At 53.8% G+C, this 24,504-nt stretch carries 28 protein-coding genes; 9 read left to right on the top strand and 19 right to left on the bottom strand.

Annotated features, from left to right (window positions below; translation table 11 throughout):
- Window positions 1–2 precede the first annotated feature (2 nt).
- The 9 genes from recO to rpoE all read right to left on the bottom strand — a co-directional run bounded on the left by recO (window position 3) and on the right by rpoE (window position 7,896).
- Entirely contained in the window at window positions 3–743 is a 741-nt protein-coding gene (gene recO / locus Q3O59_RS09240; RefSeq protein ID WP_305945309.1) for a DNA repair protein RecO, read from the bottom strand.
- On the bottom strand, window positions 730–1,641 hold the full coding sequence (gene era, locus Q3O59_RS09235; RefSeq protein WP_305945308.1) for a GTPase Era: 912 nt from the start codon (window positions 1,639–1,641) through the stop codon (window positions 730–732). Before era ends, recO begins: the two co-directional genes overlap by 14 nt.
- Complete coding sequence (gene rnc, locus Q3O59_RS09230) at window positions 1,631–2,314, bottom strand: ribonuclease III (protein WP_305945307.1); 684 nt, start codon at window positions 2,312–2,314, stop codon at window positions 1,631–1,633. Before rnc ends, era begins: the two co-directional genes overlap by 11 nt.
- A complete protein-coding gene (lepB, locus tag Q3O59_RS09225; protein WP_305945306.1) occupies window positions 2,315–3,238 on the bottom strand; it encodes a signal peptidase I in 924 nt (307 codons plus the stop codon).
- An 11-nt stretch (window positions 3,239–3,249) separates the two neighbouring features.
- Window positions 3,250–5,049, bottom strand: coding sequence for a translation elongation factor 4 (lepA, locus tag Q3O59_RS09220; RefSeq protein WP_228589845.1), 1,800 nt, complete (start codon window positions 5,047–5,049; stop codon window positions 3,250–3,252).
- A 137-nt stretch (window positions 5,050–5,186) separates the two neighbouring features.
- Window positions 5,187–5,663, bottom strand: a complete 477-nt coding sequence (locus Q3O59_RS09215) for a SoxR reducing system RseC family protein (RefSeq protein ID WP_305945305.1) — start codon at window positions 5,661–5,663, stop codon at window positions 5,187–5,189.
- Window positions 5,656–6,600: a MucB/RseB C-terminal domain-containing protein gene (locus Q3O59_RS09210; protein WP_305945304.1), complete on the bottom strand. Its 945-nt coding sequence runs from the start codon at window positions 6,598–6,600 to the stop codon at window positions 5,656–5,658. The genes Q3O59_RS09215 and Q3O59_RS09210 overlap by 8 nt, the downstream gene beginning before the upstream one ends.
- On the bottom strand, window positions 6,600–7,295 hold the full coding sequence (locus Q3O59_RS09205; RefSeq protein WP_305945303.1) for a sigma-E factor negative regulatory protein: 696 nt from the start codon (window positions 7,293–7,295) through the stop codon (window positions 6,600–6,602). Before Q3O59_RS09205 ends, Q3O59_RS09210 begins: the two co-directional genes overlap by 1 nt.
- A 25-nt stretch (window positions 7,296–7,320) precedes the next feature.
- Window positions 7,321–7,896, bottom strand: a complete 576-nt coding sequence (gene rpoE, locus Q3O59_RS09200; protein WP_305945302.1) for an RNA polymerase sigma factor RpoE — start codon at window positions 7,894–7,896, stop codon at window positions 7,321–7,323.
- A gap of 180 nt (window positions 7,897–8,076) precedes the next feature.
- Here rpoE and nadB point away from each other — a divergent pair, with 180 nt between their 5' ends.
- Window positions 8,077–9,678, top strand: a complete 1,602-nt coding sequence (nadB, locus tag Q3O59_RS09195) for an L-aspartate oxidase (protein WP_305945301.1) — start codon at window positions 8,077–8,079, stop codon at window positions 9,676–9,678.
- Here the strand turns inward: nadB and Q3O59_RS09190 are convergent, their stop codons facing one another.
- A complete protein-coding gene (locus tag Q3O59_RS09190; protein WP_305945300.1) occupies window positions 9,679–10,125 on the bottom strand; it encodes a protein YgfX in 447 nt (148 codons plus the stop codon).
- Window positions 10,112–10,363, bottom strand: a complete 252-nt coding sequence (locus Q3O59_RS09185) for an FAD assembly factor SdhE (protein ID WP_305945299.1) — start codon at window positions 10,361–10,363, stop codon at window positions 10,112–10,114. Before Q3O59_RS09185 ends, Q3O59_RS09190 begins: the two co-directional genes overlap by 14 nt.
- A 312-nt stretch (window positions 10,364–10,675) precedes the next feature.
- Here Q3O59_RS09185 and ygfZ point away from each other — a divergent pair, with 312 nt between their 5' ends.
- From ygfZ to Q3O59_RS09165, 4 genes are all read left to right on the top strand, one after another.
- Window positions 10,676–11,674: a tRNA-modifying protein YgfZ gene (gene ygfZ, locus Q3O59_RS09180; RefSeq protein WP_305945298.1), complete on the top strand. Its 999-nt coding sequence runs from the start codon at window positions 10,676–10,678 to the stop codon at window positions 11,672–11,674.
- A gap of 11 nt (window positions 11,675–11,685) precedes the next feature.
- The gene (locus Q3O59_RS09175; RefSeq protein WP_305945297.1) at window positions 11,686–12,171 is read left to right on the top strand and encodes an FKBP-type peptidyl-prolyl cis-trans isomerase; all 486 of its coding nucleotides are present in this window, start codon (window positions 11,686–11,688) and stop codon (window positions 12,169–12,171) included.
- Between the two features lie 140 nt (window positions 12,172–12,311).
- On the top strand, window positions 12,312–13,262 hold the full coding sequence (locus Q3O59_RS09170; protein WP_228589866.1) for a M23 family metallopeptidase: 951 nt from the start codon (window positions 12,312–12,314) through the stop codon (window positions 13,260–13,262).
- Entirely contained in the window at window positions 13,223–13,612 is a 390-nt protein-coding gene (locus Q3O59_RS09165) for a bactofilin family protein (RefSeq protein ID WP_369812383.1), read from the top strand. Before Q3O59_RS09170 ends, Q3O59_RS09165 begins: the two co-directional genes overlap by 40 nt.
- Window positions 13,613–13,665: 53 nt before the next feature.
- On the opposite strand, the gene mdh is transcribed toward Q3O59_RS09165, so the two are convergent.
- Entirely contained in the window at window positions 13,666–14,604 is a 939-nt protein-coding gene (gene mdh, locus Q3O59_RS09160; protein WP_305945296.1) for a malate dehydrogenase, read from the bottom strand.
- Window positions 14,605–14,748: 144 nt separating this feature from the next.
- On the opposite strand from mdh, the gene argR reads away from it, so the two are divergent.
- Window positions 14,749–15,216, top strand: coding sequence for a transcriptional regulator ArgR (gene argR, locus Q3O59_RS09155; RefSeq protein ID WP_091343761.1), 468 nt, complete (start codon window positions 14,749–14,751; stop codon window positions 15,214–15,216).
- Window positions 15,217–15,228: 12 nt separating this feature from the next.
- On the opposite strand, the gene Q3O59_RS09150 is transcribed toward argR, so the two are convergent.
- From Q3O59_RS09150 to Q3O59_RS09130, 5 genes are all read right to left on the bottom strand, one after another.
- Window positions 15,229–16,161: a Dyp-type peroxidase gene (locus tag Q3O59_RS09150; protein WP_305945295.1), complete on the bottom strand. Its 933-nt coding sequence runs from the start codon at window positions 16,159–16,161 to the stop codon at window positions 15,229–15,231.
- A 919-nt stretch (window positions 16,162–17,080) separates the two neighbouring features.
- The gene (locus Q3O59_RS09145) at window positions 17,081–18,352 is read right to left on the bottom strand and encodes an ammonium transporter (RefSeq protein ID WP_228589874.1); all 1,272 of its coding nucleotides are present in this window, start codon (window positions 18,350–18,352) and stop codon (window positions 17,081–17,083) included.
- A gap of 11 nt (window positions 18,353–18,363) precedes the next feature.
- Window positions 18,364–18,702: a P-II family nitrogen regulator gene (gene glnK, locus Q3O59_RS09140; protein WP_228589876.1), complete on the bottom strand. Its 339-nt coding sequence runs from the start codon at window positions 18,700–18,702 to the stop codon at window positions 18,364–18,366.
- Window positions 18,703–18,965: 263 nt separating this feature from the next.
- Complete coding sequence (locus Q3O59_RS09135) at window positions 18,966–19,376, bottom strand: YacL family protein (RefSeq protein WP_305945294.1); 411 nt, start codon at window positions 19,374–19,376, stop codon at window positions 18,966–18,968.
- Between the two features lie 43 nt (window positions 19,377–19,419).
- Entirely contained in the window at window positions 19,420–20,934 is a 1,515-nt protein-coding gene (locus tag Q3O59_RS09130) for a DUF3612 domain-containing protein (RefSeq protein WP_305945293.1), read from the bottom strand.
- A gap of 159 nt (window positions 20,935–21,093) precedes the next feature.
- Between Q3O59_RS09130 and Q3O59_RS09125 the strand changes: the two genes are divergently transcribed.
- A complete protein-coding gene (locus tag Q3O59_RS09125) occupies window positions 21,094–21,585 on the top strand; it encodes an aldolase/citrate lyase/malate synthase family protein (RefSeq protein ID WP_305945292.1) in 492 nt (163 codons plus the stop codon).
- 35 nt (window positions 21,586–21,620) lie between these two features.
- Here the strand turns inward: Q3O59_RS09125 and Q3O59_RS09120 are convergent, their stop codons facing one another.
- Window positions 21,621–22,010, bottom strand: coding sequence for an acyl-CoA thioesterase (locus Q3O59_RS09120; protein ID WP_305945291.1), 390 nt, complete (start codon window positions 22,008–22,010; stop codon window positions 21,621–21,623).
- 195 nt (window positions 22,011–22,205) lie between these two features.
- Between Q3O59_RS09120 and Q3O59_RS09115 the strand changes: the two genes are divergently transcribed.
- Window positions 22,206–22,616 carry a nucleotidyltransferase substrate binding protein gene (locus Q3O59_RS09115; protein WP_305945290.1) on the top strand — a complete coding sequence of 137 codons (411 nt, stop codon included), beginning with the start codon at window positions 22,206–22,208 and terminating at the stop codon, window positions 22,614–22,616.
- Window positions 22,609–22,920, top strand: coding sequence for a nucleotidyltransferase family protein (locus Q3O59_RS09110; RefSeq protein WP_305945289.1), 312 nt, complete (start codon window positions 22,609–22,611; stop codon window positions 22,918–22,920). The genes Q3O59_RS09115 and Q3O59_RS09110 overlap by 8 nt, the downstream gene beginning before the upstream one ends.
- Before the next feature lie 167 nt (window positions 22,921–23,087).
- Here the strand turns inward: Q3O59_RS09110 and lpdA are convergent, their stop codons facing one another.
- Window positions 23,088–24,500: a dihydrolipoyl dehydrogenase gene (gene lpdA / locus Q3O59_RS09105; RefSeq protein WP_305945288.1), complete on the bottom strand. Its 1,413-nt coding sequence runs from the start codon at window positions 24,498–24,500 to the stop codon at window positions 23,088–23,090.
- Between the last annotated feature and the right edge of the window lie 4 nt (window positions 24,501–24,504).

The raw sequence follows: 24,504 nt of genomic DNA, 5'->3' as shown, positions 1-24,504 counted from the left end.
CTTCAGGGTTTGTCAGCCGAGGCAATCCCGCCTGGGTTGTCCGGCTGCTTCGTTTGAAATAAAGCTTTACTTTGCAACGGCTTATCGCCAAGCAGTGGCCGCAGCAATTGCCGGCTGAGTTGTTTGGCTGCTTGCCGGCACCCGGCTTGCTCCCAGCAACCGAGGCCAAGCTGCAGTATCAACGCACCCAGCCAGCCGCGTTCGGCAGCACACCAGCCTTGTTCAGCCTGCCATTGATAGTAGCATTCCGGCTGCAACGGCTGGCCATCAGCATCGCACTGCCAGTCCACTGGCATCCCAAGTTCAGCCAACAAGGCAAATTCGAATTGTCGTAGCACTGGCTCAAGGCTCGGCAAGACAGGCTCGACCCTGGCCAGCTGCTGCACACTGTGATGGTAAAGCGGAAACAGCTCGTCGCTGGCCAGGTTGTCCGGCCAAAGCCGGCACAACAGTTCATTCAGATACAAGGCACTGAACAGCGCCTGCCCCTGCAAAGCAAGGCCAGGGGCTTGTTCTTCCAGCTTCACAATGCTTTTGAGATCCGCCCGGCCACTCAGCTGCACACTCAATAGCTGAAAAGGCTGCAGCGGTTGACGCTGCTTGCCGCTGCGCGGTCGTATCACCGCCGATAAACGGCCCAGTTCGGGCAGCAGCAATTGCAGGATCACTTTGTGCTCGGCCAGAGGTCGGCGATGCAGAATGAACGCCGAGTGCCAGGGCAGTGCCAGGCTAGTTTTCGCCATACCCCAGGCTGCGCAGAGCGCGCTCATCGTCGGCCCAGCCGGATTTGACTTTCACCCAGATTTGCAGAAACACTTGCTGCTCCAGCAGACGCTCCAAATCTTTGCGGGCTTCGGTGGCAATGGTTTTGACCCGCTCGCCTTTATTGCCGATGACCATCCGTTTTTGGCTGTCACGTTCAACCAGCACCAGGGCAGCAATATGGTACAGCTTGTCTTCCCACTTGAAGCGTTCTATTTCCACCGTCACGGAATACGGCAGTTCATCGCCTAAAAAGCGCATCAGCTTTTCCCGGACAATTTCCGCAGCCATAAAGCGCATCGAGCGATCGGTGACGTAGTCTTCCGGGAAAAAGAATTCACAAGGTGGCAATTGTTGCTGCACCAATTCGCGCAGCTCCGGGACACTTTTACCGCTCTTTGCCGACACCGGCACGATCGCCAGGCAATCCAGCTGTTGATGCAGCCACTGCAGTTGCTGCATCAGTTTTTCTTTGTCGGCGACCTGATCGGTTTTGTTGACCACCAGCACCACCGGCTTGGCCGCAGCCTTTAACCGGCTAAGCACCATTTGATCGTCTTCAGTCCAGCGGGTGCCTTCTACCACAAAGAGCACCAACTCCACATCCAGAATCGAGCTGGCTGCAGCACGGTTCATTAGACGGTTGATGGCGCGCTTTTCTTCAATGTGCAGGCCAGGCGTATCCACATAGACGGTTTGCACATCATCCCGGGTATCAATCCCCAATATACGATGGCGGGTGGTTTGCGGTTTACGCGAGGTAATGCTGACCTTTTGCCCAATCAGCTGATTGAGCAAGGTCGACTTACCGACATTGGGTCGGCCAACGATCGCCACCAAACCGGCACGGGTTTGAGGCGCTGTGGTTTCAGTGTTCATCCTGGATCTGCTCCAACATGGTGTGTGCTGCATCCTGTTCGGCTTTGCGACGTGAACTGCCGGTTGCCAGCACCGGTGCGCGCCCCTCGATGGTGCAGCTCACGGTAAATTGCTGGTTGTGCGCCTCACCCTGGGTTTGCTCCACCTGATACACCGGCAAAGCCAAACGACGACCCTGCAAATACTCTTGCAGTCGGGTTTTGGAATCTTTTTGTTGCTGCGGCGTAATGCGCTGCAAGCGGCCGGCAAACCAGAATAAAATCCGTTCTTTGCAGACCTCCAGGCCACCATCCAGGTAGATGGCCCCAAGGATGGCTTCAAAGGCATCGGCAAGAATCGACTCCCGGCGATGACCGCCACTTTTCATTTCACCCGGCCCCAGTCGCAGGTAATCGGCAATGCACAGTTCGCCGGCAATTTCGGCCAGAGTCACGCCTTTGACCAGGCTGGCACGCATCCGGGTCAGCTCCCCTTCTTTGGCATTGGGGAAATGCTGGTAAAGTGCCTCGGCAATCACCATGCTTAAAATGGCATCGCCCAGAAACTCCAGCCGCTCGTTATGGCGTCCTTTGCAGCTGCGATGTGTCAAAGCCTGCTGCAGCAGGCCAATTTGCTCAAATTGGTAGCCTAACAACGGCATCAAACGACTTAGCGGGTGTTGTTCTTTCGTCATTTAGCGGATACGCCCCAAACGTTCAAAACGGATGCCCACCGGGATCCAACGTGGCAACACGCGATCGGGATTGTCGCTAAACTCGAAGCTCATCCAGATAAAGACCGCCTTGCCTACCATCAGGTCTTCATGCACAAAGCCAAAGAAGCGACTGTCACGGCTGTTGTCTCTGTTGTCACCGACCGCAAAGTAGTGCCCTTCCGGTACCAGCCACTCATCGATGGCAGTGCCGGATTGTCGGTAGTAATCACGCTTTTGTTCAGGCAAGGCCGGTGTCAGCAAAATATCGTAACTGGCCTCACCCAGGGTTTCCTGGTAACGGCGCTGCGGCAAGCCTTGCTGGGTAAACTCACCATCGGCTGCAAAGGTATAGCGCACTTGCTCCAGCCCCGGGCAATTGCCCTGATGCGCTTCGGTACAAGCACGCTGAATGTAGAACTGCTTGTCACGGTAAATCACCCGATCGCCCGGCAAACCAATAATGCGCTTGATGTAATCCAGTCGCGGGTTTTCCGGGTATTTAAAGACGGCAATATCACCATGTTGCGGCTGATTGTTGCGGTACAAGGTACGGCGAAAGACCGGGTCTTTCACATCGTAGGCAAACTTTTGCACCAAAATAAAATCGCCCACCAGCAAGGTAGGCATCATCGAGCCCGATGGAATTTGGAAGGGCTCGAACAAAAAAGAGCGCAAAATGGTAATGGCCGCAATGATCGGAAAAATGGAGCGGGCAGTCTCTGCCAGCCAGGGCTCTTGAGCCAGACGGTCAAGGGTTTCCTGCGGCAACTTGCCACCGGCGGCAGCCAGAGCGGTTTCCACCTGCTGACGGCGTTTGGGTGCAAACAACCGGGCATCCAGCAGCCAGATTAAGCCACTGGCCAGCGTCAGCAGCACCAAAAAAATTGCAAAGTATCCTGCCATAAAAAGTCCTGTTATTTGTCCATTCGCAGCACAGCAAGGAAGGCTTCCTGCGGCACTTCCACGTTGCCAACCTGCTTCATCCGTTTCTTGCCTTCTTTTTGCTTTTGCAGCAATTTTTTCTTCCGACTGACGTCGCCGCCATAACACTTGGCAATCACGTTTTTCCGCAATTGCTTCACCGTGGTGCGGGCAATAATGTGGTTGCCAATCGCCGCCTGAATGGCAATATCAAACATCTGGCGCGGGATCAGCTCTTTGAGTTTATCCGCCAGTGAGCGGCCACGATTCTGCGCAAAGTCACGGTGGCAAATCATGGCCAATGCATCCACCCGCTCACCGTTAATCAGCACATCCACCCGGACCATATCCGACTCCTGGAAGTGCTTGAAGCTGTAATCCAGCGAGGCATAACCACGGCTGGTGGATTTTAAACGGTCGAAGAAATCCATCACCACTTCGGCCATCGGCAGCTCATAGACCACAGCCACCTGACGACCATGGTAGGTCATGTTGATTTGAGTACCCCGCTTCTCGACACAGAGGGTAATGACGTTACCAAGATACTCTTGCGGTACCAGAATGTGGGCTTCCACGATGGGCTCACGGATCTGGGCAATGTCATTGACCGCCGGCAAGCTGCTGGGGTTGTCCACCATCACCACATCGCCCGACTTGGTTTCCACTTCGTAGATAACGGTCGGCGCTGTGGTAATCAAATCCAAATCGTATTCCCGCTCCAGCCGCTCCTGGATAATCTCCATGTGCAGCATGCCAAGGAAGCCAATACGGAAACCAAAGCCCAAAGCGCCCGAGCTTTCCGGTTCGTAAAACAAAGAGGAGTCGTTCAGGCTGAGCTTGGCCAGGGCATCGCGGAAGTCTTCGTAATCGTCGGATGAGATGGGGAAGACACCGGCATAAACCTGGGGCTTAACCCGCTTAAAACCTGGCAAGGGCGCGCTGGCGGCTTGTTTGGCCAGTGTCAGGGTATCCCCGACCGGCGCGCCTTTGATTTCTTTGATGCCGGCAATGACAAAACCTACTTCGCCGGTTTTCAGCAGCTGAGTCTCGGTGGCCTTCGGGCTGAAGATACCAATTTTATCGACTTCATAAACCTGACCGGTCGACATCACTTTGATTTTGTCTTTTTTGGCAATCTGGCCATGTTTTACCCGCACCAAAGAGACGACACCCTGATAAGGGTCAAACCAGGAATCGATGATCAGCGCCTGAGTTGGGGCTTCGGGCTCGCCTTCCGGTGCCGGGATCTTTTGCACGATAGCTTCCAGCACCTCTTCGATGCCCAGCCCGGTTTTGGCAGAGCAACGCACCGCATCCATGGCTTCAATGCCAATAATGTCTTCAACCTCGGCACTGACCCGCTCAGGATCGGCCTGTGGCAAGTCAATTTTGTTGAGGATGGGTAAAACTTCCAGGTCCATTTCAATGGCAGTATAGCAATTGGCCACCGTCTGGGCTTCAACGCCCTGGCCTGCATCCACCACCAGCAAGGCCCCTTCACAGGCCGCTAAAGAGCGGCTGACTTCGTAGCTGAAATCGACATGGCCCGGTGTATCGATAAAGTTGAGCTGATAGGTTTCTCCATCACGCGCTTTGTAGTGCAAGGTCACACTCTGGGCTTTGATGGTGATGCCACGTTCGCGCTCCAGATCCATCGAATCAAGTACCTGTTGCTGCATTTCACGATCGGACAGGCCACCGCAATGCTGAATCAAACGATCCGACAAAGTGGATTTGCCGTGGTCAATGTGGGCAATGATCGAGAAGTTACGAATATGGTTGAGTTTAGGCATAATGTCTCAAGTTGTTAAAGCGTTGCATTCTGGCTCTGCTGCGATGCGTTCAAACCGCAGTCTGGTGGCAGATGGCATGATTGGGATATCGGCGAATTGTACTCGATCCTGTGACGGCTGGCTATGTGATCTGCTGGCTAAGTGATCTTCGCTGTATTGGCAGCGGGCTGTTGACAAAGTCCCAGCTCGGGCAAGACTTCGAGCAACCGGACCGCATCGCGCTCTAACCGATGGGCAAAATGCCCTGCCAACCGATAGCCGCCCCACAGCAACAGCAAGGCCAATCCTACCCAGATCCACTCCGCAACAGCAGGCAGCAACCAGGATCCCAACAGCACACCGGTTATCATCAACAGCAGCGGCATCAGATACAATGAAAAAGCAGCCAGCAACAGCTGCTGCTCCGTGGTGGCGATGCGCACCTTTTGCCCGGGTAACAAAGCTGTGGTGGTCACTAAAAAGAACTGAGAGCGTCTGGGCGTAAAGGTTTTCGCCACCACCCCGGTGCCGCATTGCTCACTGGCGTGGCAGGAATGGCAGGTGGTCACCGGGGTGGTCTCCAACCAAACACCACCCGGCTCAAGCTTTCGCACTGTGGCAATTTGCTCAATCATAACGCACAGCTGCGGCAATTTGCCGCGCAATCTCCAGGGTGACAGGCCCAATGACAGTGACATCAAACTGTTCGGTCGAATGCACATAAATGGTAGTGGCACCATCACGGTAGGCCTGGGCTGGCTGACGGTTGGGCTTTTGCACAAAAACCGACACCTGATGCAAACCGTCGCTGAGCAGCCAATAATGCAACAACGGCACGCCAAGCGACGGCACCACCAATGGGTCTTCGACCTGCTTAAAGCCCGAAGGCAGCCAGGCCAGCTCAATGTTCGAGGCCTGAGGCGGTGTTGCTACGGGTTGCAAGTGCTGCTTGTCGGGTTGAGGCAAAGGTAAATCCAACAACGCCTTTAGCGCTTCCGGCAACTGCGGAGACAGCAGCATGTGCGTGACTTGCCAACGCTCCAGCAACTGGTGCCCCTCAGCCACGGTATCAATCCTTAGTGGAAAACCCGTCTCAACATCCAGCCATAGCCAGTAGCTTAACCGGCCCGGATGAAAAGCGGTTAACCTAAGCAACTGCGCAGAACGGCCTCCCATCTGGCTGACACTGCCGGAAACGGGATCGTACAACTGCTTTAAGTCAGCCACAGGCTGATAAAGTAAAGAAGGCAATTCTTTGATGTAGGAGCTGAGCGTTATTAAAACGGGACGTTCCGGGGTCAGGTAATAAACCACCTTGCCTTTACGTAAGATATCGATGCCATCGACATCCATCGGCACCAGTTGTTCCAGTTGTTGCTCTTGATGCACGCCGTGCAACCAGCGGAAACTGGTGACCTGTTCGCCTTTGAAAACCACATAGGACACATCAAAATTATGATTTCGAACAGCATCCTGGCTTTGTTGAAACAGCTGCCAGCCTTTGGTATCTGCCAGCAGCAGCGGGGGAAACAACAGGCTGCTGACCAGCAGCAGCAGCAAGGACCATCGCATTAGTAATTTCCGTCAGGCTCCGGCTCGGTCACCACCGGCGCTTGCTCGTTCAACAATGCAGACTGCTCCAACACCCGTACCTGTTGATGGTGAGCATTCAGTAAATCCTGCAAGCGGCGTTGTTGTTCCAGCATGGCTTGGTGCGCATGCTGTTCCAGACGGTCATCCACCGTAGTCTGACTCAAACTTACCGGGGTAGCAAAACCGGAAACTGGCTGAGTATGCAACACAGGCAGAGGCGACATCAACTCTTGCTCGTAGGGCTGCTGCACGTACTGCACACCCAACACCGCCATTAAGGCAACACTGGCAGCAATAGCGGTCTGAGCCGTCGGCTTCAACCATTCGCTGTTCGCAGCCTGACGCATCCCCTGCTGAATACGATGGAAGAATGAGCGATGCACGACCAACTGATGCACCGGTTCTTGCTGCAAACGGGCGGCAAAACTGGCACTAAAATCCGCTGGCAGCTTGGGGGCTAACTCGTTACGGAGCGCAGCACCAATCAAGTGATAACGTTCGTAGTGCTGTTGCAAGGAGGCGTTTTCGCACAGCTGATGCAGCTGCTGCTCCGAAATAGCTTCTCCATCTGCAGCGGCAGACACCCATTCCTGTGACGATTGAACGGTCGGCTCAGTCGAATGGGTCTGGTCCACCTGTTCGGCAACGGACCCATGCTGTTGTTTTGACGACATAGTCATTCCTGTCATTCACTCATGCTTAGCTTAGCAAAGGTTTAAGCTGTAAGTCTATGGCTTCACGAGCCCGGAAAATCCGGCTTCGCACTGTGCCTATGGGACACCCCATCACATCGGCAATTTCTTCGTAACTCAGGCCGTCAAGCTCGCGCAGGGTTATGGCCGTACGCAACTCATCTGGCAAGCCTTCGATGGTGTCAAAAACCACCTGGCGTATTTCATCGGATAACAGCAGTTTCTCCGGTGAATCTTGCTCTTTCAGTGCATCGCTGCCCTCGAAGTAATCGGCTTCTTCAGCATCGACATCACTGGACGGTGGCTTGCGCGAAGACGCCACCAAATAATTTTTAGCGCTGTTGACCGCAATGCGGTACAGCCAGGTGTAAAAAGCACTGTCGCCGCGAAAGCCAGGCAAAGCCCGGTAGGCTTTTAAAAAAGCTTCCTGTGCCACATCAGCAACGTCACCATGGTTAGAGACGTATCGGGCGATTAAGTTCGTGATCCGATGCTGATATTTTTTGACCAGTAAATTAAAGGCAGCCTGCTCGCCCTGCTGCACACGCTGGACAATCTGCCAGTCCGATTCTTGCTCGCTCATCCGAGCTTATCCCCTGTAACCCATTCTACTTCTTTCGTTTTTTGTAACTGGCGCATGTCTTGCGTACTCAGTAGGACAAAAGGTGTCATAAATAGTTCTGCCCCTTGCAGGAAAAAGTTACAATAAGCTTATGCCATCGCCCTAGTAAGTGCGAATTCATTTCAGAGCGCAGTGTACCGTATGAGCCAACAAAAAGAATACCTATCTGATGTCCTTATTATTGGCAGTGGTGCCGCCGGTTTGTCGCTGGCACTGCAGCTGGCCGAGCATGCAAAGGTGTTGGTGCTGAGCAAAGGCGCGCTGCGCGAGGGCTCCACCCTCTACGCGCAAGGAGGCATCGCTGCCGTCTTTGATGAGAACGACAGCATCGCCAGTCATGTGAATGATACGCTGATTGCCGGGGCCGGTTTGTGCGACCCGCAGGCCGTGCAATTTACCGCCGGCCATGCCAAGGAAGCCATGCAGTGGCTGATCCGCCAGGGGGTGCCCTTCGATCAGTACCGCGATGAAGATGGCAAAATGAAATACCACCTGACGCGCGAAGGGGGACACAGCCATCGCCGTATCCTGCATGCGGCTGATGCAACCGGCAAAGCGGTGCAAATCACCCTGGTGGATCAAGTCCGTCAGCACCCGAACATTCAATTGCTGGAGCATTACCACGCCATTGATCTGATCACCAATGCTGACAAAAGTCGCTGCCTGGGCGCCTACATCTGGAGCCAGCAGGCTCGAAAAGTCGAAGTCGTCCGGGCCCGCTTTGTGGCCCTTGCAACCGGCGGAGCCAGCAAAGTCTACCTGTACACCAGCAACCCGGATGTCGCCAGCGGTGATGGCATTGCCATGGCTTGGCGGGCGGGCTGTCGGGTGGCCAATATGGAGTTTAACCAGTTCCACCCCACCAGCTTGTACCACCCAGATGCTCCCAACTTTTTAATTACCGAGGCCATGCGTGGCGAAGGTGCTTATTTAAAGCGACCGGATGGCAGTCGTTTTATGCCGGACTTTGATGAACGCGCAGAACTGGCCCCCCGCGATGTGGTGGCCAGAGCCATCGATTATGAAATGAAGCGCTTGGGTGCCAACTGCGTCTACCTGGACATCAGCCATCAGCCGGCAGACTTTATTCTGGAGCACTTCCCCACCATTTATGCCAAGTGCCTGAGTGTCGGTCTGGACATCACCAAAGAGCCGATCCCGGTGGTACCGGCTGCCCACTACACCTGCGGTGGGGTTTTAGTCAATCTGAACAGCCAAACCGATGTGGCCAATCTTTATGCCATTGGCGAAGTCGCCTGCACCGGCTTGCATGGCGCCAACCGGATGGCGAGTAACTCCCTGCTGGAATGCATCGTCTTTGCCCAGGCCGCAGCCCGTCATATCCGTAGCCAGCTGGCTGATGCTCCGATGGCCGATACCTTGCCGCAGTGGGATGAAAGCCGGGTCAGCGACTCCGATGAAGAAGTGGTCATTACCCACAACTGGCATGAGCTGCGACTTTTTATGTGGGATTATGTTGGCATTGTCCGTACCGATAAGCGGCTGGAGCGGGCCTTGCACCGGGCAGAGCTGCTGAAAAAAGAAATTCAGGATTATTACAGCCACTTTAAAGTCAGCAATAATCTGCTGGAGCTGCGAAATTTGGTGCTGGTGGCCGAGCTGATTATCCGCAGCGCTTTAGCACGCAAAGAAAGCCGGGGCTTGCACTACAATTTGGACTACCCTTTTAGCCTGAAGGATGACGAAACCAGCCCCACCATTTTAACACCCGGCCAATGGTAGCTAGGCCGCCGGCTCAGCTTGCTGCCAGCGGCATTGCCGGATAGCCCGGGCCAGGGCGCGAAAATCATCGTCACTGCATTGATCGGCCAGCAACCAGTATCGGTGCAGCTGCCCCCTGGGGTGGCCTTTTTCAGGCAGGCCGCGCCAACGCAGTAAAATCGCCCAGGGCAGCACCAGACTGTCCTGCTGCAAGCTACCTGCTGCGCGCCCTGCCGGGAGCCAGCGCAGCTCGCCCTGCTCACCCAGCAACAAAGTACAAGCGGCCTCTTGCTGCTGCCAACAACCCCACCAACACCAGCCAAAAGCGGCCCCGGCCAATCCATACAGCAATAGCCAAAAGCCTGACAGGGGTATCAGCAGGGCCGACACCAGAGCCAGCACCAGCACACACAGCAAGCTGTAACGGCGCCAGCGTGAAGGCGCAATCACCAAGCTAGACGCGAACACGATCCAGAATCACCCCAATCAGGCGTTGCAGGTCGGCATCGTCGCTTTTGGCGTGCCCCATAAACCAGGCAAACAAATCGGGATCATCGCAGGCCAGCAAGCGTTCAAAGTGGCCTTTATCGGCGTCAGTCAGGGCATCGTAGCCTTCTTCGACAAAGGGGGCTAACAGGACATCCAGCTCCAACATGCCGCGTCGGCAGGCCCAGCGTAGCCGTGGTTTGCTCATTAATTCCGACATTGACTCGTCTGCTCCATCGGTAAGATTTACAACAAGGTGATCTAATTAATTTCCATCCTGAAACGGCATCCCTGCCGTTTCGCGGAGTCGCCAGGAAAAAATGCGGTTTTTCCTGGCTCGCAAAATCAATGGCTTACACCAATGATTTTGACAGCGCATCCCTGCTCTGCGCTAGCGCCCGCCTTTCTGGACGGGCACTAATTATACCGGAAAAACAGCTGTTAAACAGAACAACACCGGACAGAGGGAAAATTTTCTGTTCGAAAGCTTGAGCTTTGCGCTTTGATCCCCAATGATCACCAGAGTCCTTTTTTGAAAAACACTATCATTATGCAATCAAGCTGGATCCAAGCCGACCAATTGGCTCGACTCTCCAATCAGGCAAGTCCTGTGTGCCTGGCCCCTTTGCCTGCTTTTGACGTGCTGCGCGCCCATGGGCCCGACGCCATCAAGTATCTGCAAAGTCAGAGCACCTGCGATCTTAGGCGGCTTAATGACACCAATGTCTTGCGTGGTGCTCATTGCGATGCCAAAGGTAAAATGTGGTCTGTCTTTCAGCTGCTGCAAGCGGATCAGGATGAGCTCTTAGTAGTAGCGCACCGGGATGAGTTGGCCGCTTCGCTTGCACAATGGAAGAAGTTTGGTGTTTTCTCCAAAGTACAGTTTGAACCTGGTCAATTGGACTGGGCGGTGTTTGGCATCAGCGGTGAACAAGCCGCCGTCAGCGTTTTGCTGCAGCAGCTGGGCTTTGTTGCTGCCGAGCCAGGTGAGCGCCAATCCAGCAATGGCTGCCATCTGCTTTGTCTGGCCCCGAATCACTACCTGCTGCTGAGCCCTCACCCTCAAGCCAGACAATGGCTGGAGGACAGCACCCTGCCGCTGGCAGCACCCACCCGCTGGTTGCAAGCTCATATTCAGCATGGCCTTTGTTACCTGGAGCAGGAAAACATCGGACACTATGTGCCGCAAATGCTAAACTTACAGGCACAGGATGCCATCAGCTTTGATAAAGGCTGTTACATGGGCCAGGAAATGGTCGCCCGGATGAAGTATCTGGGCAAAAACAAACGCGCTGCATTCATTGCCACAGCAACCACCGAGCATACGCCTGTGGCAGGAACCGATATCGAAATGCAGCTGGAAAGCAACTGGCGCCGGGCTGGCCAGGTCATCAATGCCGTGAATGTGAATCAGCAGCTCTGGGTGCTGGCGGTACTGCCGAATGATACAACAGCGGCCACACAGCTCAGGTTAGCATCGGACCCGGAGACGGTACTTCAGATGCAACCTTTGCCATACACTCTTCAATAACTGAGGTCTTCATGTCTATTTCTCAAAACAAAGTCGTTGCCATGCACTACAAAGTTACGGATCCAAACGGAGCTGAGCTGGATTCTTCCTTTGGTGGCGACCCACTGATTTTTCTGTATGGCCACGGCTCGTTAATTCCTGGTCTGGAAAAAGCCTTGGCAGGCAAAGCCCCTGGCGACACCTTCAATGCCACCATCGAAGCTGCAGAAGCTTATGGTGAGCGCCACGATCAACTGGTGCAGTCGGTGCCACGCTCGATGTTCGAAGGCATGGAGGTTGAAGTCGGCATGCGTTTCCGGGCTTCCGGCCCGGATGGCCGCGAGCATTCCGTCATCATCGTGGAGCTGGGTGACGAGGAAGTGGTGGTCGATGGCAACCATCCGCTGTCCGGCATTGATTTGACCTTTGATGTTGAAGTTTTGCAGGTGCGCGAGGCTACTGAGGAAGAAATTGCCCACGGCCATGCCCATGGCCTTGACGGCACTGCTGGCCACTAAAACACAGAAGCCGCTGCCAAATGCAGCGGCTTTTTAATAACCCCCATCAGTCGCAGGCACTGTACAAAACTTGACAGGATCCTCGTTTCACCTTATTTTCTGTTCTTTTCGCCGCACACTAACCGAGATGCAAAGCACGCATGAAAGACCAACTGCTTATATCCATTTCCAGCATTCATGGCTCACGCCATTACAGCATTGGTAAGCTACTGCGCCGTTACATGCTTGTGATTGCAGCGATGTTGGCAGTGCTGACTCTGGCCACCGTCATTTTTGTCAATTACCTGCTCAATCAAGTCGAACAACACCACCGCCAGCAGCTCAGCCTGCAGCAGCACAGCGAGCAGTTATTGGCCGACATCGCCCGGCTGGAACAGCAGCGCGGCACTTTGGAAGAGGAGCTGGCAGAGCGTACCGATGAAATTTACATGGCCACCAGTCGGCTTGGCGAAATCGAACAGGCTCTGGGCTTGGATCAGGTGTACAGCAATAATCTGGATCAACGGCTGGATGTCGCCACCATCAACTCGGCCGTGCGCAGCACCATGCTGCAAATGATCCCCAGCGGTTCACCACTGGAGTTTCGTTACCGTTCATCCCGCTTTGGCAACCGGACCCATCCCATTCACGGCAATGTTCGGCATCATCGCGGAGTTGATTTGGCCGCCAACCGGGGAACGCCGATTTACGCGCCAGCAGATGGCGTGGTCGAAAGCGTCCGCCCCAGCAACAGTGGCTACGGCAATATGTTGAAAATTAAACATGCCTATGGCTTTGCCACCCTTTACGCCCATCTGCATGAATTTAAAGTCACCGCTGGCAGCTTTGTCGAAAAAGGCCAGCTGATTGCCACCGTAGGCAATACCGGCGCATCAACCGCACCCCACTTGCATTACGAAGTACACTTTCTTGACCGGCCTATCAACCCGCAAGCCTTTATGGATTGGGATGCCACCAATTTTGATCATGTTTTTACGCAGGAAAGGAGTATTCAATGGGATTCTTTAGTAAGCATGCTGGAAACCAAGGTAAGCAATCAGCTGCTACTGTCATCGCACAAGGCAGCTCCTTCCATGGAAGTTTCCGACTAACCTGTGACATCCATGTTGATGGCTACATGGAAGGAAAAATCAATACCGAGAAAACTCTGATTATCAGCCGCTCTGGCCGGGTCAAAGGGGAAATCATAGCCGATAAAGTCATTATCAACGGCTTATTCGAAGGCGAGTGCTACGCCAATCATGTCGAAATCCTGCCGCATGGCAAAGCCCAGGGCACCATTCACAGCGATGAACTTAGCATTGAGCGCGGTGGCCACTTTATCGGTGAAAGTCAGCCTACCACCGAGGAACAGGTGGTGAAACTGCAGCAAAGTGGCAAAAAAGGCGAGTTAAAAGACGCAAACAACAAAAGCAAGACCGAAGAAAAGTCGGCCAGTTAGCCATAAAAAAACCGTGCGTTCAAGGCACGGTTTTTTTGTTGCAAGAAAGCTGATTAGGCTTTTTGCACGAACTCTTCACCCAAGGTGATATCCCCTTGCAGTGTTGGCAGCATATCGGCCATGGCTTTTTGCTCGAAGGCACTCAGGTTGCCAATCGGCAACAAGCGCTCAAGGCCGTTTTTGCCCAGCACCAATGGCTGTGCAAAGAAGCGGGCATGTTCGCCTTCACCTTCCACATAGGCATACTCGGTAACTTCTTCGCCCTGCAGACCTTTCACCAGCGACACACAGAAACGTGCCGCAGCCTGGCCCATGGACAAAGTCGCAGAGCCACCACCGGCTTTGGCTTCCACCACTTCGGTGCCGGCATTCTGAATGCGATGCGTGAGCGAGGCGACTTCATCATCGCTGAAGCTGACACCCGCTACCTGAGACAGCAACGGCAGAATGGTGGTGCCACTGTGACCACCAATGACCGGCACCGTGATATCGGCCGGGTTCTTGCCCTTTAACTCAGCCACAAAGGTCTCAGCACGGATCACATCCAGCGTAGTCACCCCGAACAGACGACGCGGGTCGTAGGTTCCGGCTTTTTTGAACACTTCGGCCGCAATGGCAACGGTGGTGTTGACTGGATTGGTAATGACACCAACCAGCGCTTTCGGGCACTGCTCTACAATGGCCTCAGCCAGGGTTTTCACCACGTTGGCATTGACATTGAACAAATCAGAACGGTCCATGCCCGGTTTACGCGGCATCCCGGCAGGGATCATCACCACGTCGGCATCTTTCAGTGCCGGCGCCAGGTCGTCTTTGCCATAGCCCTTCACCTCAACAGCAGTTGGGATATGGCTTAAATCCACAGCAACACCAGGGGTCACTGGTGCCAGATCGTACAATGCCAGCTCTGTTCCGGCTGGCAAATCCAGCTTTAATAACAACGATAACGCCTGGCCAATCCCACCGGCCGCACCTAACACAGCTACTTTCATTGGAAATCCCCTTGTTCAACTGGTCCGCAGGCATAAATATGCATGCATTGAATAAAATCGCGGGTATTTTACCCCATAATGAGTTAATTTACTGCACAGACTTTAGTAATATATTCAGCCGAAGCGTATAAAAAAGTGACCGTTATGACCAAGCAATCCAAACAAGAAGCTCTGATACAGGCATTTAAAAACTTGCTGAAAGAAGAACGCTTTGGCTCACAAGGCGACATCGTCGATGCACTGAAAGCGCTGGGCTTTGATAACGTCAGTCAGTCCAAAGTCTCGCGCATGCTGAGCAAGTACGGCGCGGTTCGCACCCGCAATGCCAAACAGGAGATGGTCTACAGCCTGCCACCTGAGCTCGGCGTCCCCACCACCAAAAGCCCGCTGCGGCAGCTGGTGCTCGACATTGAGCACAACGACGTGATGATTATTATCCGTACCAGCCCGGGCGCTGCACAGTTGATTGCACGTCTACTGGACTCCGTTGGCAAGGCCGAAGGTGTGCTGGGCACCATTGCCGGCGACGATACCATCTTTATCGCCCCCATCAGTGTGAAAAACATCAACTTCACACTGGAAAAAGTCACCGAGCTGTTTGAAAAGGTCTAGCACTCCCCCCGCTCAGCCATGCTCAAATTGCTCTAAAAAGCTGACCGAGGGCGCAAAAAATGCCGCCCCAAGGTCGGCCTGGCTGTAATCCAGCAAGCGATCGTAACTGTCGCTGGCCAGCTCCGCCAGCCCCAGGCGTTGCCGCATCAGAGTTTCAAAAGCCGTGCTGTCCGCACTGTAAGACAACCAAAGCAACCCCTGTTGCTTTAAATCGGCAAAAGGCATGTTCTGCGTCAGTAGCGGCAAGGGCTGCTGCCGGTCCTTGTCCTGATAAAAACACAGGCTGTGGCAATCCGGCTCCAACTGCGCCAATGGCAGCCACTGGCCATCGGATTTATGCCGGCCGATAATGGCTTGCTGAGCAGAAACCGCTAAGCGCTGCCACCGCTTTATGTCGTGACGAAAGCGCTGCAGATGCAGATAACTGCCGCCGGAAAAATGCGGCTCTTGCTCAGCGGTAAGCAAAGCCAGCTCACGCCGCTTGCGGCCCCGTACGGCCTCTGGCGCATCCAGAAAGCCGGTTAAATCACGGCCATCCAGGTAACGGAAGCCGCGCATATGCTCCACCAACTCCACAGCCGGCAGCAACATCTGATAAATTTGCTGCGCCACCAGGTAATTGACATCTTGCCGATCCGAACGAATTTGCAGCAATAGATCAAAAGAATCGGCCGGCATCAGCAATTCAGACGATTCCAGCGCCGGAAAAGGCAACAGACCTGCTGGCCGGGCTTGTGGGTACAGGCTATCCCAATAATTGGCACCAATGGCAACCACGCCGGTCAACAAGGCTTCCGAAAAATGATCCGCCAACTGGCTCAACAGTGCGGGGATCTGCGCCAGCTGCTGCCGCAGCAAGGCTTCTTGCCCATCCAGTGCATTGAGTAGCAGATAATCGCCATGCAAGTTGGCTTCTGCACAAATACCCAGTTGCTCTCTTGCCATCCAGTGGATACTCCTTTCAGTCCTGTGGGGGCTGTTGTAAGCCAAAAGGCAATTACCCCAATCGCTTGTGAGACATATCTCACAAATTAGTGCGCCAAAGCGGCAAAAGCTGCCTTATCAGGAGCACCATAATTATTCATCCAACTGTTTTTATTGGTATTTTATTAAAAAATTTATTTTTACAATCGTATGACAGCAAAGTTTTTTTCTTACCCTGACTGTTCGCAGCCCTCCCTTCATCGCATACTAACCATGTCAGCGGATGACAAGTTCAGGAAGAACGAAGCGCAGCAGGATGCCACTTATTATATGACATTTTAAGTGAATAGCGATCCACAGGATGTGCAAGGACGATTCAGGACAGGTTCAGGACGAACCCCGCATGCTAAGGAATAAGCATGCAGGTCAGGATGACCACAGGACCACTCAGGATGAGTGATGCTGGCAAAGGCTAGCCAGCGCGGGATGCAGCGGACACGCTAGGGACAGTAAGTCACGTTAGGAACAACGTGAATCAATGGACAGGCAGGAGCCACGATCGACCGGATTTCGATTGACTAGCGCAAATGGATGGCACGGACGACGCAGGAATCACTCAGGATGAGTGCGAGGTTGCAGGAAGCACCTCTACGGACAACAGGACACGGCAGGACGCCACGCAAGGAACCTCGGGATGAGGTGAAGGACGCAAGGCAAGGACAGCAACAGCAGGATGCTGAGCACTAGACGCAAGACGGCCGCTTTTAGTAGTGCGGCCGTTTTCTTTTTGTGCCCTAACAACTGCGATAAAAAACCCGTGCATAGCACGGGTCCTGTTGGATGAACTTCGAGCATTAACGGCTTGGCACTTCAGGCACCGCCCCAGTCAAAACTGGCGCTGCCGTTTGAAGGGAGCCGTCATCCACAGCTCCCGGCTCCATTACTTTACCGAAGAGACAAACTCAGGGTAGGCTTCAATGCCGCACTCACTGCGATCCACCCCTTCATACTCGGCCTGCTCACTGACACGAATGCCCATCACTTTCTTCAGCACCGACCACACCACCAGGCTGGTAACAAAGACCCAGACAAAAATGGTAGCCGCACCGATCAACTGACCACTGAAGCTGCTGTCGCTGTTGGTCAGTGGTACCAGTAACAGACCGAATAAACCCACCACGCCATGCACTGAAATAGCACCCACCGGGTCGTCAATCTTCAGCTTATCCATGCCAATGATGGCCCCAACCACAATGCAACCGGCGATAGCACCGAACAAGGTTGCTTGCAGGGGGGTCGGTGTGGACGGCTCTGCTGTGATGGCAACCAGGCCTGCCAGAGCGCCGTTCAGCACCATGGTCAGGTCGGCTTTACGGAATAAAATTACCGACAAAATCAAGGCGCCTATGGCACCGGCAGCTGCTGCCGCATTGGTGTTAACAAAAACCACCGCTACTTCGTTGGCATTGGCCATGTCGCCCAGCTTTAACACCGAGCCGCCGTTAAAGCCAAACCAGCCCATCCACAGCACCAGGGTGCCCAGAGTCGCCAGCGGCATGTTGGCACCAGGAATGGCATGCACTTTGCCATCGGCGGTGTATTTGCCTTTTCGAGCCCCAAGTAATAGCACACCAGCCAATGCAGCAGAGGCACCCGCCATATGGACAATGCCAGAACCCGCAAAATCAGAAAAGCCCAGTTCGCCTAAGTCGTACAAGCCAAAGACCGGTACTTCACCCCAGGTCCAGCTGCCTTGCATCGGGTAAATCACACCGGTCAATACCACAGCAAAGACCAGGAAGGCCCACAGCTTCATCCGCTCAGCCACAGCACCAGACACAATGGACATCGCTGTTGCCACAAAGACCACCTGGAAGAAGAAATCGGACGCACCGGCGTAAATGGAGTCCCCGGTAAAGCCATCTTCCCGCCCGGCAAAGTCCGCCAGGGTAGCATCCACATCCAGCTCAGTAATGCCGCTTAAGAAAAAGCCGCCCTGGTACATCAGCTGATAGCCACAAATCAAATACATGATGCAGGCAATCGAGTAAAGCGCGACGTTTTTGGTGAGGATTTCCGTGGTGTTCTTGGAGCGCACCATGCCCGCTTCGAGCATCGAAAAGCCGGCAGCCATCCACATCACCAGCACACCACACATCAGAAAATAGAAGGTGTCCATGGCAAATTGTAAGTGATAGATTTGTTCTTGCATGGTCGTTCTCCCTAGATCGCATCGGCGTCGGTTTCACCGGTGCGGATCCGCACCACCTGCGCCAGCTCAAACACAAAAATCTTGCCGTCACCTATCCGTCCGGTGCAGGCTGCTTTTTCAATGGCCGCGATCAAGCGATCGACATGCTCATCCAGAGTGGCAATTTCCAGTTTGACCTTTGGCAGAAAGTCCACCTGGTACTCCGCACCACGGTAGAGTTCGGTATGCCCTTTTTGCCGGCCGAAGCCTTTGACTTCGGTGACCGTTAAGCCTTCAACGCCGATTTCCGCAATGGCTTCACGGACATCGTCCAGCTTAAAGGGCTTGATGATGGCACATACAAGCTTCATAGATGTTTCCTTCTGGGTTTATCGTTATTCGCCCATTAGCATAAGGAAATCATGTGCCAGTTTTTCAAGGTATTGAATTGGAAGGATTAAATAAATAAGGCTACCCGTTGGCGAAAAAAAACGCACCAGAGCGGTGCGTTTATTCCCAGCCAAAGTGCAGCCAGGCCTCAGCAGGCAGTGGCAGCAAAGTGGACAACAGCAGGTGAAAAGACAATGGCGGACAAAGGCAACGCATAAAGCAATGAGACAACGGCAAGAGCACGCTATTGAGAATGGGCGCCATTCAACCGCCCCCGCTGCCCTGCCACAAACACTTGCCACTGTTCAACCAGTCGAATCAAATCATCCAGGCCACATTCGCCTTGCAGGTTGTCTTCATCCAGCGCCAGCTGGCTGCCAGCCAACTTATCAGGCAAGGGCTCGTGTTCCAGCTCCAGCAGTGAATGATGACACACCAGCACATCACCATCTTCGACAAACAAGGACCAGTTCCGGCCCTGATACTGCCAACTGCTGTGGTTGCCCAGGCCATGCAACTCACGCAGCAACAGGTGGTAACCGGCCTGATCCAGCACAAACTCATCCAGTAAAAAGCGGGCAATGGCATCCTGCTCCAGTGGTAAGTTCAGGGCAAAATTTCCGGTGTCCCGATTGTAATAAAATTCGTAATCCACGGTGCGCTCCTCCTGCAAAGAAGTATAGCTGAAATCACCGCTGTCAGCCTGTGGAAAACCCCGGACAGTGATAACAAGACGGCTGCCTGGGACACCGGGTGCCGCGCGAGCAAATCAGCTGAGCCGGCTTGTCCAGACTGCGGCCGATCCAGTTTATATTTAAGATATTGGCAACACTGATCAGTGGACTGCGTACCGAAGCCGGAATTTTAGCAGCGCCGCCTTCGGCAATGCACAAGGCTTTCATATCCGCTGCCAGGCTGTCGGCATCCAGCCCCTGAGCGGCAATGGCAGGGGTTAAGTCGATGCCGGCACAAAGCACATGAGCATTGCTGGCTAAATCTTTGACCCGTACCGACTCACAGCAATAGATACGGGGTTTGCCATGCACATCCAGCAAAGACAGCTGCGCCGAGCTGCCCTCACCGGTGCCATCAAACATCCGAAACACCGCCCAGTGCTGGCAGGGATCGTCCACCTCGCGCATGTTGCCCCAAGGCAGCGGGATGCCATTGCCCCGATAAACAGCCTTCAATTTACCAGGGGTGTAGGCATCAAAGTAGTGCCAGTGCGGATAGCTGGAAACAGCCGTCATGCGCCGCATGGCAACGGATGCCGACACCTCCGCCAATCGATGACTGTTGATCTCATAGCCATGGCGGTCCAACAACTGGCGAAACGGCACCTTGGGGCAAAGCAAAGCCCCGGCAAAAAAGCTGGATTCAAAATCGCGCCAGGCATGCAGGATATCTTCCGGCGACACCGAGTCGGTGACCATGGCTCCGGCAGTATGGGCGCCGCCGACCGACATCGCACTTTTCACACCATCTTTATTGTGCAGCACCGCATGGCCAATATGCACCGCCAGCTCGTACTTTAACCGGGTTGGGTACTGCTGCAACAAGCGGTTAAGCTTCAATGCCTTGGGTGGTTCGAACCAGGACGTCGGCACATTGCGGCTGCGCACCCCCAGCTCATCCAACAGCTCGGTCGGCGCTTCATCAAACCAGCTGATCTGCAAGCCCTGCGCTTTGGCCAACTGCAGCAAATCCTCGACACTGAGCGGCATGCGTTTTAAACCAATGTCCTCGGCGGCTCTTTCCAGCTCCGGAAAATGGTTTTGATGGTGCTCCTGATGCGCGCGGATCAACAACTGAGCAAACTGCCGCGAGCTGGTGCCGGTTTGGGACAGCAGCTCCGGCAAAGCAATTTGCAAAATATCGGCTGAAAATAAAAAGCCGGGTTCCAGCGGCATGCCATGAATACCGCCGCGGCTGCCTTTATTCGGAATAATGTCTTCTTGCAGTTCGTCGCCATCCAGAAACCAGTCCAATGGTTTTTGGAATACCTCCGCAATAACTTCCAGCATCTCGATGCTGGGCACCCGTTTGCCGCGTTCAATCATCGACAGATAAGACACCGATGGTGCCGATTCCGGGTTCACCCGAACGCACCGGGTCGACAAGTCTTCCATGGTTAAATGGTTGCGTTTTCGCAAGTTACGTATTTTGGTGCCGAGAAAATGCGACTTTCGCAGCAAGGATTTATTGGCTTTCATTTTGTAAAATTCACATTGTAAAATTTTTATTGTCAAATTACGCTTCAAATTAGCCTAGACTAAAAATCGAGCAAGGGCAATAACTCCCTGCCGGTACCCGACAGCACCAGTGGCATGAACCACGGGCAAAGCATACGGATAGAGCGTGAGGAACAAACAATGAATACGATGACACAAGCCGCAACGAGCCAAAGAGACCTTCAGCCGCTGATCCAGCAGGAAATCAGCCAGATCCATCAGCTGAACGAACATCATGTGCAGCAGGTCATGGCGTATTCCAAAGGGGTGTTGGATAAACTCTTTCCACTGACCGAAGGCTCGCACCGCGATGTCTGCCAGTACGAAGTCTACTACCAGCATCTGTTGGTGTTCTTTGCCGATGGCCGCAAAGCCGGTTTACAGCAACCAGGGCAATTTGTCGCCTTGTGTGGCCGCAAAAGCGCCCCGGATGCGCTGGTGCTGAAGCAGGATGGCCGCCATGTCGAAATCAGCCTGGGCCACTGTGAGCACAGCGACGCCGCCGGCATCAGCGATATTCAGATTGAACTGCCGGAGCAGCAAGCCTGGTTCAGCCTGGTGCATGGTTGCCAACTGCCAGCCTGTACCAAGCAGTTCACCGCACCCGATGGTGAGGATTACCAAATTGGTTAAGTAATCCAGCAGGGCGCACGCCGCGCCCTGCGTTGTTATTTGTTGCTCAACAACCCGAGCTCAGCCGGCACAAAAGGGCGACCTTTGGCATTGACGGCCGTTCCTATGACCAGAGCTTCCAGCATCACCTTGTCATCCTTACTGCGGATCACCTGCTGACGGAAACCAAAGCGCAGTTTGGAGATGGCCTCAAAAGCAACCGTCACCACAAAGTGATCGCCACTTTGCAACGGCGCTTTGTAATCCATTTCCGAGCGCACCACCACCAGATTAACCTGTTGGCGGGCTAGCTCGGCAAAATCAATGCCTTTGCTGTGCAAAAACTCATGGCGGGCATGCTCCAGGTAATTAAAGTAAACCCCATTGTTCACAATGCCCTGCATATCGCATTCGTAATCCCGCACTTTGAACTCAACAGAAAACACCGGACGATTCTCCTTAGGACCATGGTTGGAAAAGAGCTTGCAGTGTAGCAAGGAATGCGCAGGAAGTGGTCGGCTATCTGGAGGTGGTCACTGCAATTAAGCACACTCTGCGCAACAGCATTTGTGGCGCAAGTCTTGGAGTCAGACAACGGCTAAGCTACACTGTTGCCATCTCTTTACAAAAAAAGAATGGTCATGCCTTTAGATATCCAGCCACTGCTGAATGCCATAGAACGTCTGCACGAAGGTTTGCAACGCTACCAGCAGGATATTCGTGATATCCAGATCCGTGATGGCTTGGTGCAACGCTTTGAATTTACCTACGAAATCAGCCATAAAACTCTGAAGCGCTATCTGGAGTTTAGCTCGCCGTCCCCAGAGCAGTTCGATCAAATGCCTTTTGCCGATTTGATCCGCACCGCCAATGAGCAAGGGTTGTTGCAAGGTGACTGGCCGACCTGGCGAACCTATCGCGATATGCGCGCCAAAACCAGTCATACTTACGATGAAGACATTGCCCTGCAAGTGGTGGCAGGGATCCCTGACTTTCTGGCGGAAGCCCGGTTTTTAGCCACGCAACTGCAGCAACGCTTAGCTCATGAATAAACCCGAACGTTTGCAAGTCAGTGAACTGGAATGGCAACACATTGCTGCTATTTTGCAGCAGTATCTGTCGCAGTATCCGGTGTGGGCTTTTGGCTCCAGAGTACAGGGCAAGGCCAAACCCTATTCCGATCTGGATCTGGCCATCATCAGTCAACAACCGCTTCCCCTGAGTCAACTGGCCGAAGTGGCCGAAGCGTTCAGCGAATCCGATCTACCCTGGAAAGTAGACTTGGTCGATTGGGCCAGTACCTCTGCCGATTTCAAACGCATTATTGAAGCGCAAAAGCTCGTTATACAGCCTTAAAGACAAGGATAGTGATGCTTACCCTGCCCCATTCACACCGCCTTAGTTTTATCCTGCTTGGCATGCAAGACGCGGAGCTGTTGTACGAAGTGGATTAAGTATTTGGCCAGGTTACAACGACAAAGGCCGCAAATGCGGCCTTTGTTTATTGATTTAACGAAGAAAAATTACTTTTTCTTCTTTGCCTTAGGGTTTGGCAAGTCGGTGATCGAGCCTTCGTAGATTTCGGCGGCCAGGCCGATGGACTCGTTCAGGGTTGGGTGGGCATGAATGGTCAAAGCGATGTCTTCAGCATCGGCGCCCATTTCAATGGCCAGGCCAATTTCACCCAACATTTCACCGGCATTGATACCGACAATGGCGCCACCAATAATACGGTGCGTTTCTTTGTCGAAAATCAGCTTAGTAAAGCCTTCGGTGCGGGCAGAAGCGATGGCGCGGCCAGAAGCAGCCCATGGGAAGGTCGCGGCTTCGTACTTGAGGCCCTGTTCTTTGGCTTCTTTTTCGGTCACACCCACCCAGGCCATTTCCGGATCGGTGTAAGCCACCGAAGGAATGCCGCGCGGGTCAAAGTAATGCTTCATGCCAGCGATGACCTCAGCCGCGACATGACCTTCGTGCACCGCTTTGTGCGCCAGCATCGGCTGGCCAACCACGTCACCGATGGCATGGATGTGCTTGACGTTGGTACGCAGCTGCTTATCGACATTGATAAAGCCACGCTCGTCCACGTTAACACCGGCTTTGGCTGCATCCATCAGGTTGCCGTTTGGCTTGCGGCCAACCGCCACCAGGATTTTGTCATAACGCACGGCTTTTTCTGGCGCGTTTTTGCCTTCAAAGGTCACGTACAGGCCGTCTTTCTTCGCTTCCACGCCCACCACCTTGGTCGACAGCATGATGTTGAAGTTCTTGCTGTTGAATTTGGTGTAGGCTTTCACGATATCAGCATCGGCGGCAGGCACCAGCTGGTCGGCAAATTCAACCACTGATACTTTGGAGCCCAGCGCCCGGTACACAGTGCCCATTTCCAGGCCAATGATACCGCCACCCAACACCAGCATTTCGCCAGGGATGTCTTTCAGTTCCAGTGCGCCTGTTGAGTCAATCACCCGGTCGTCTTTTGGAATAAAGGGCAGCGCTACCGGCTCTGAGCCAGCCGCAATAATGGCGTGTTCAAAGGTAATGGTGGTGTCGCCCGCTTGCAGGGTGTTGGCACCGGTAAACTTGCCGTAGCCATTGACCACCTTCACTTTACGCATCTTGGCCATGCCATCCAGACCCTTGGTCAGTTGGCCAACCACTTTGTCTTTCCAGGCACGAATTTTATCCAGATCAATTTCTGGCGCACCAAAGCTCACGCCGTGCGATGCCATCTCTTTGGCGTCGTCGATCACTTTGGCAACGTGCAACAAGGCTTTGGAAGGAATACAACCCACGTTCAGACAAACACCGCCCAGGGTGTCGCGGGCTTCTACCAGGGTTACGTCCAGGCCCAAGTCGGCAGCGCGGAATGCTGCGGAGTAGCCACCAGGGCCTGCGCCCAATACCACGACCTGCGTTTTGATCTCTTTGCTCATCGTT

The organism is Alkalimonas delamerensis, assembly GCF_030717955.1.
GTDB lineage: Bacteria > Pseudomonadota > Gammaproteobacteria > Enterobacterales > Alteromonadaceae > Alkalimonas > Alkalimonas delamerensis.
The sequence above is the reverse complement of the archived record's forward strand: the minus strand, read 5'-3'. Positions and strand labels throughout refer to the sequence as shown.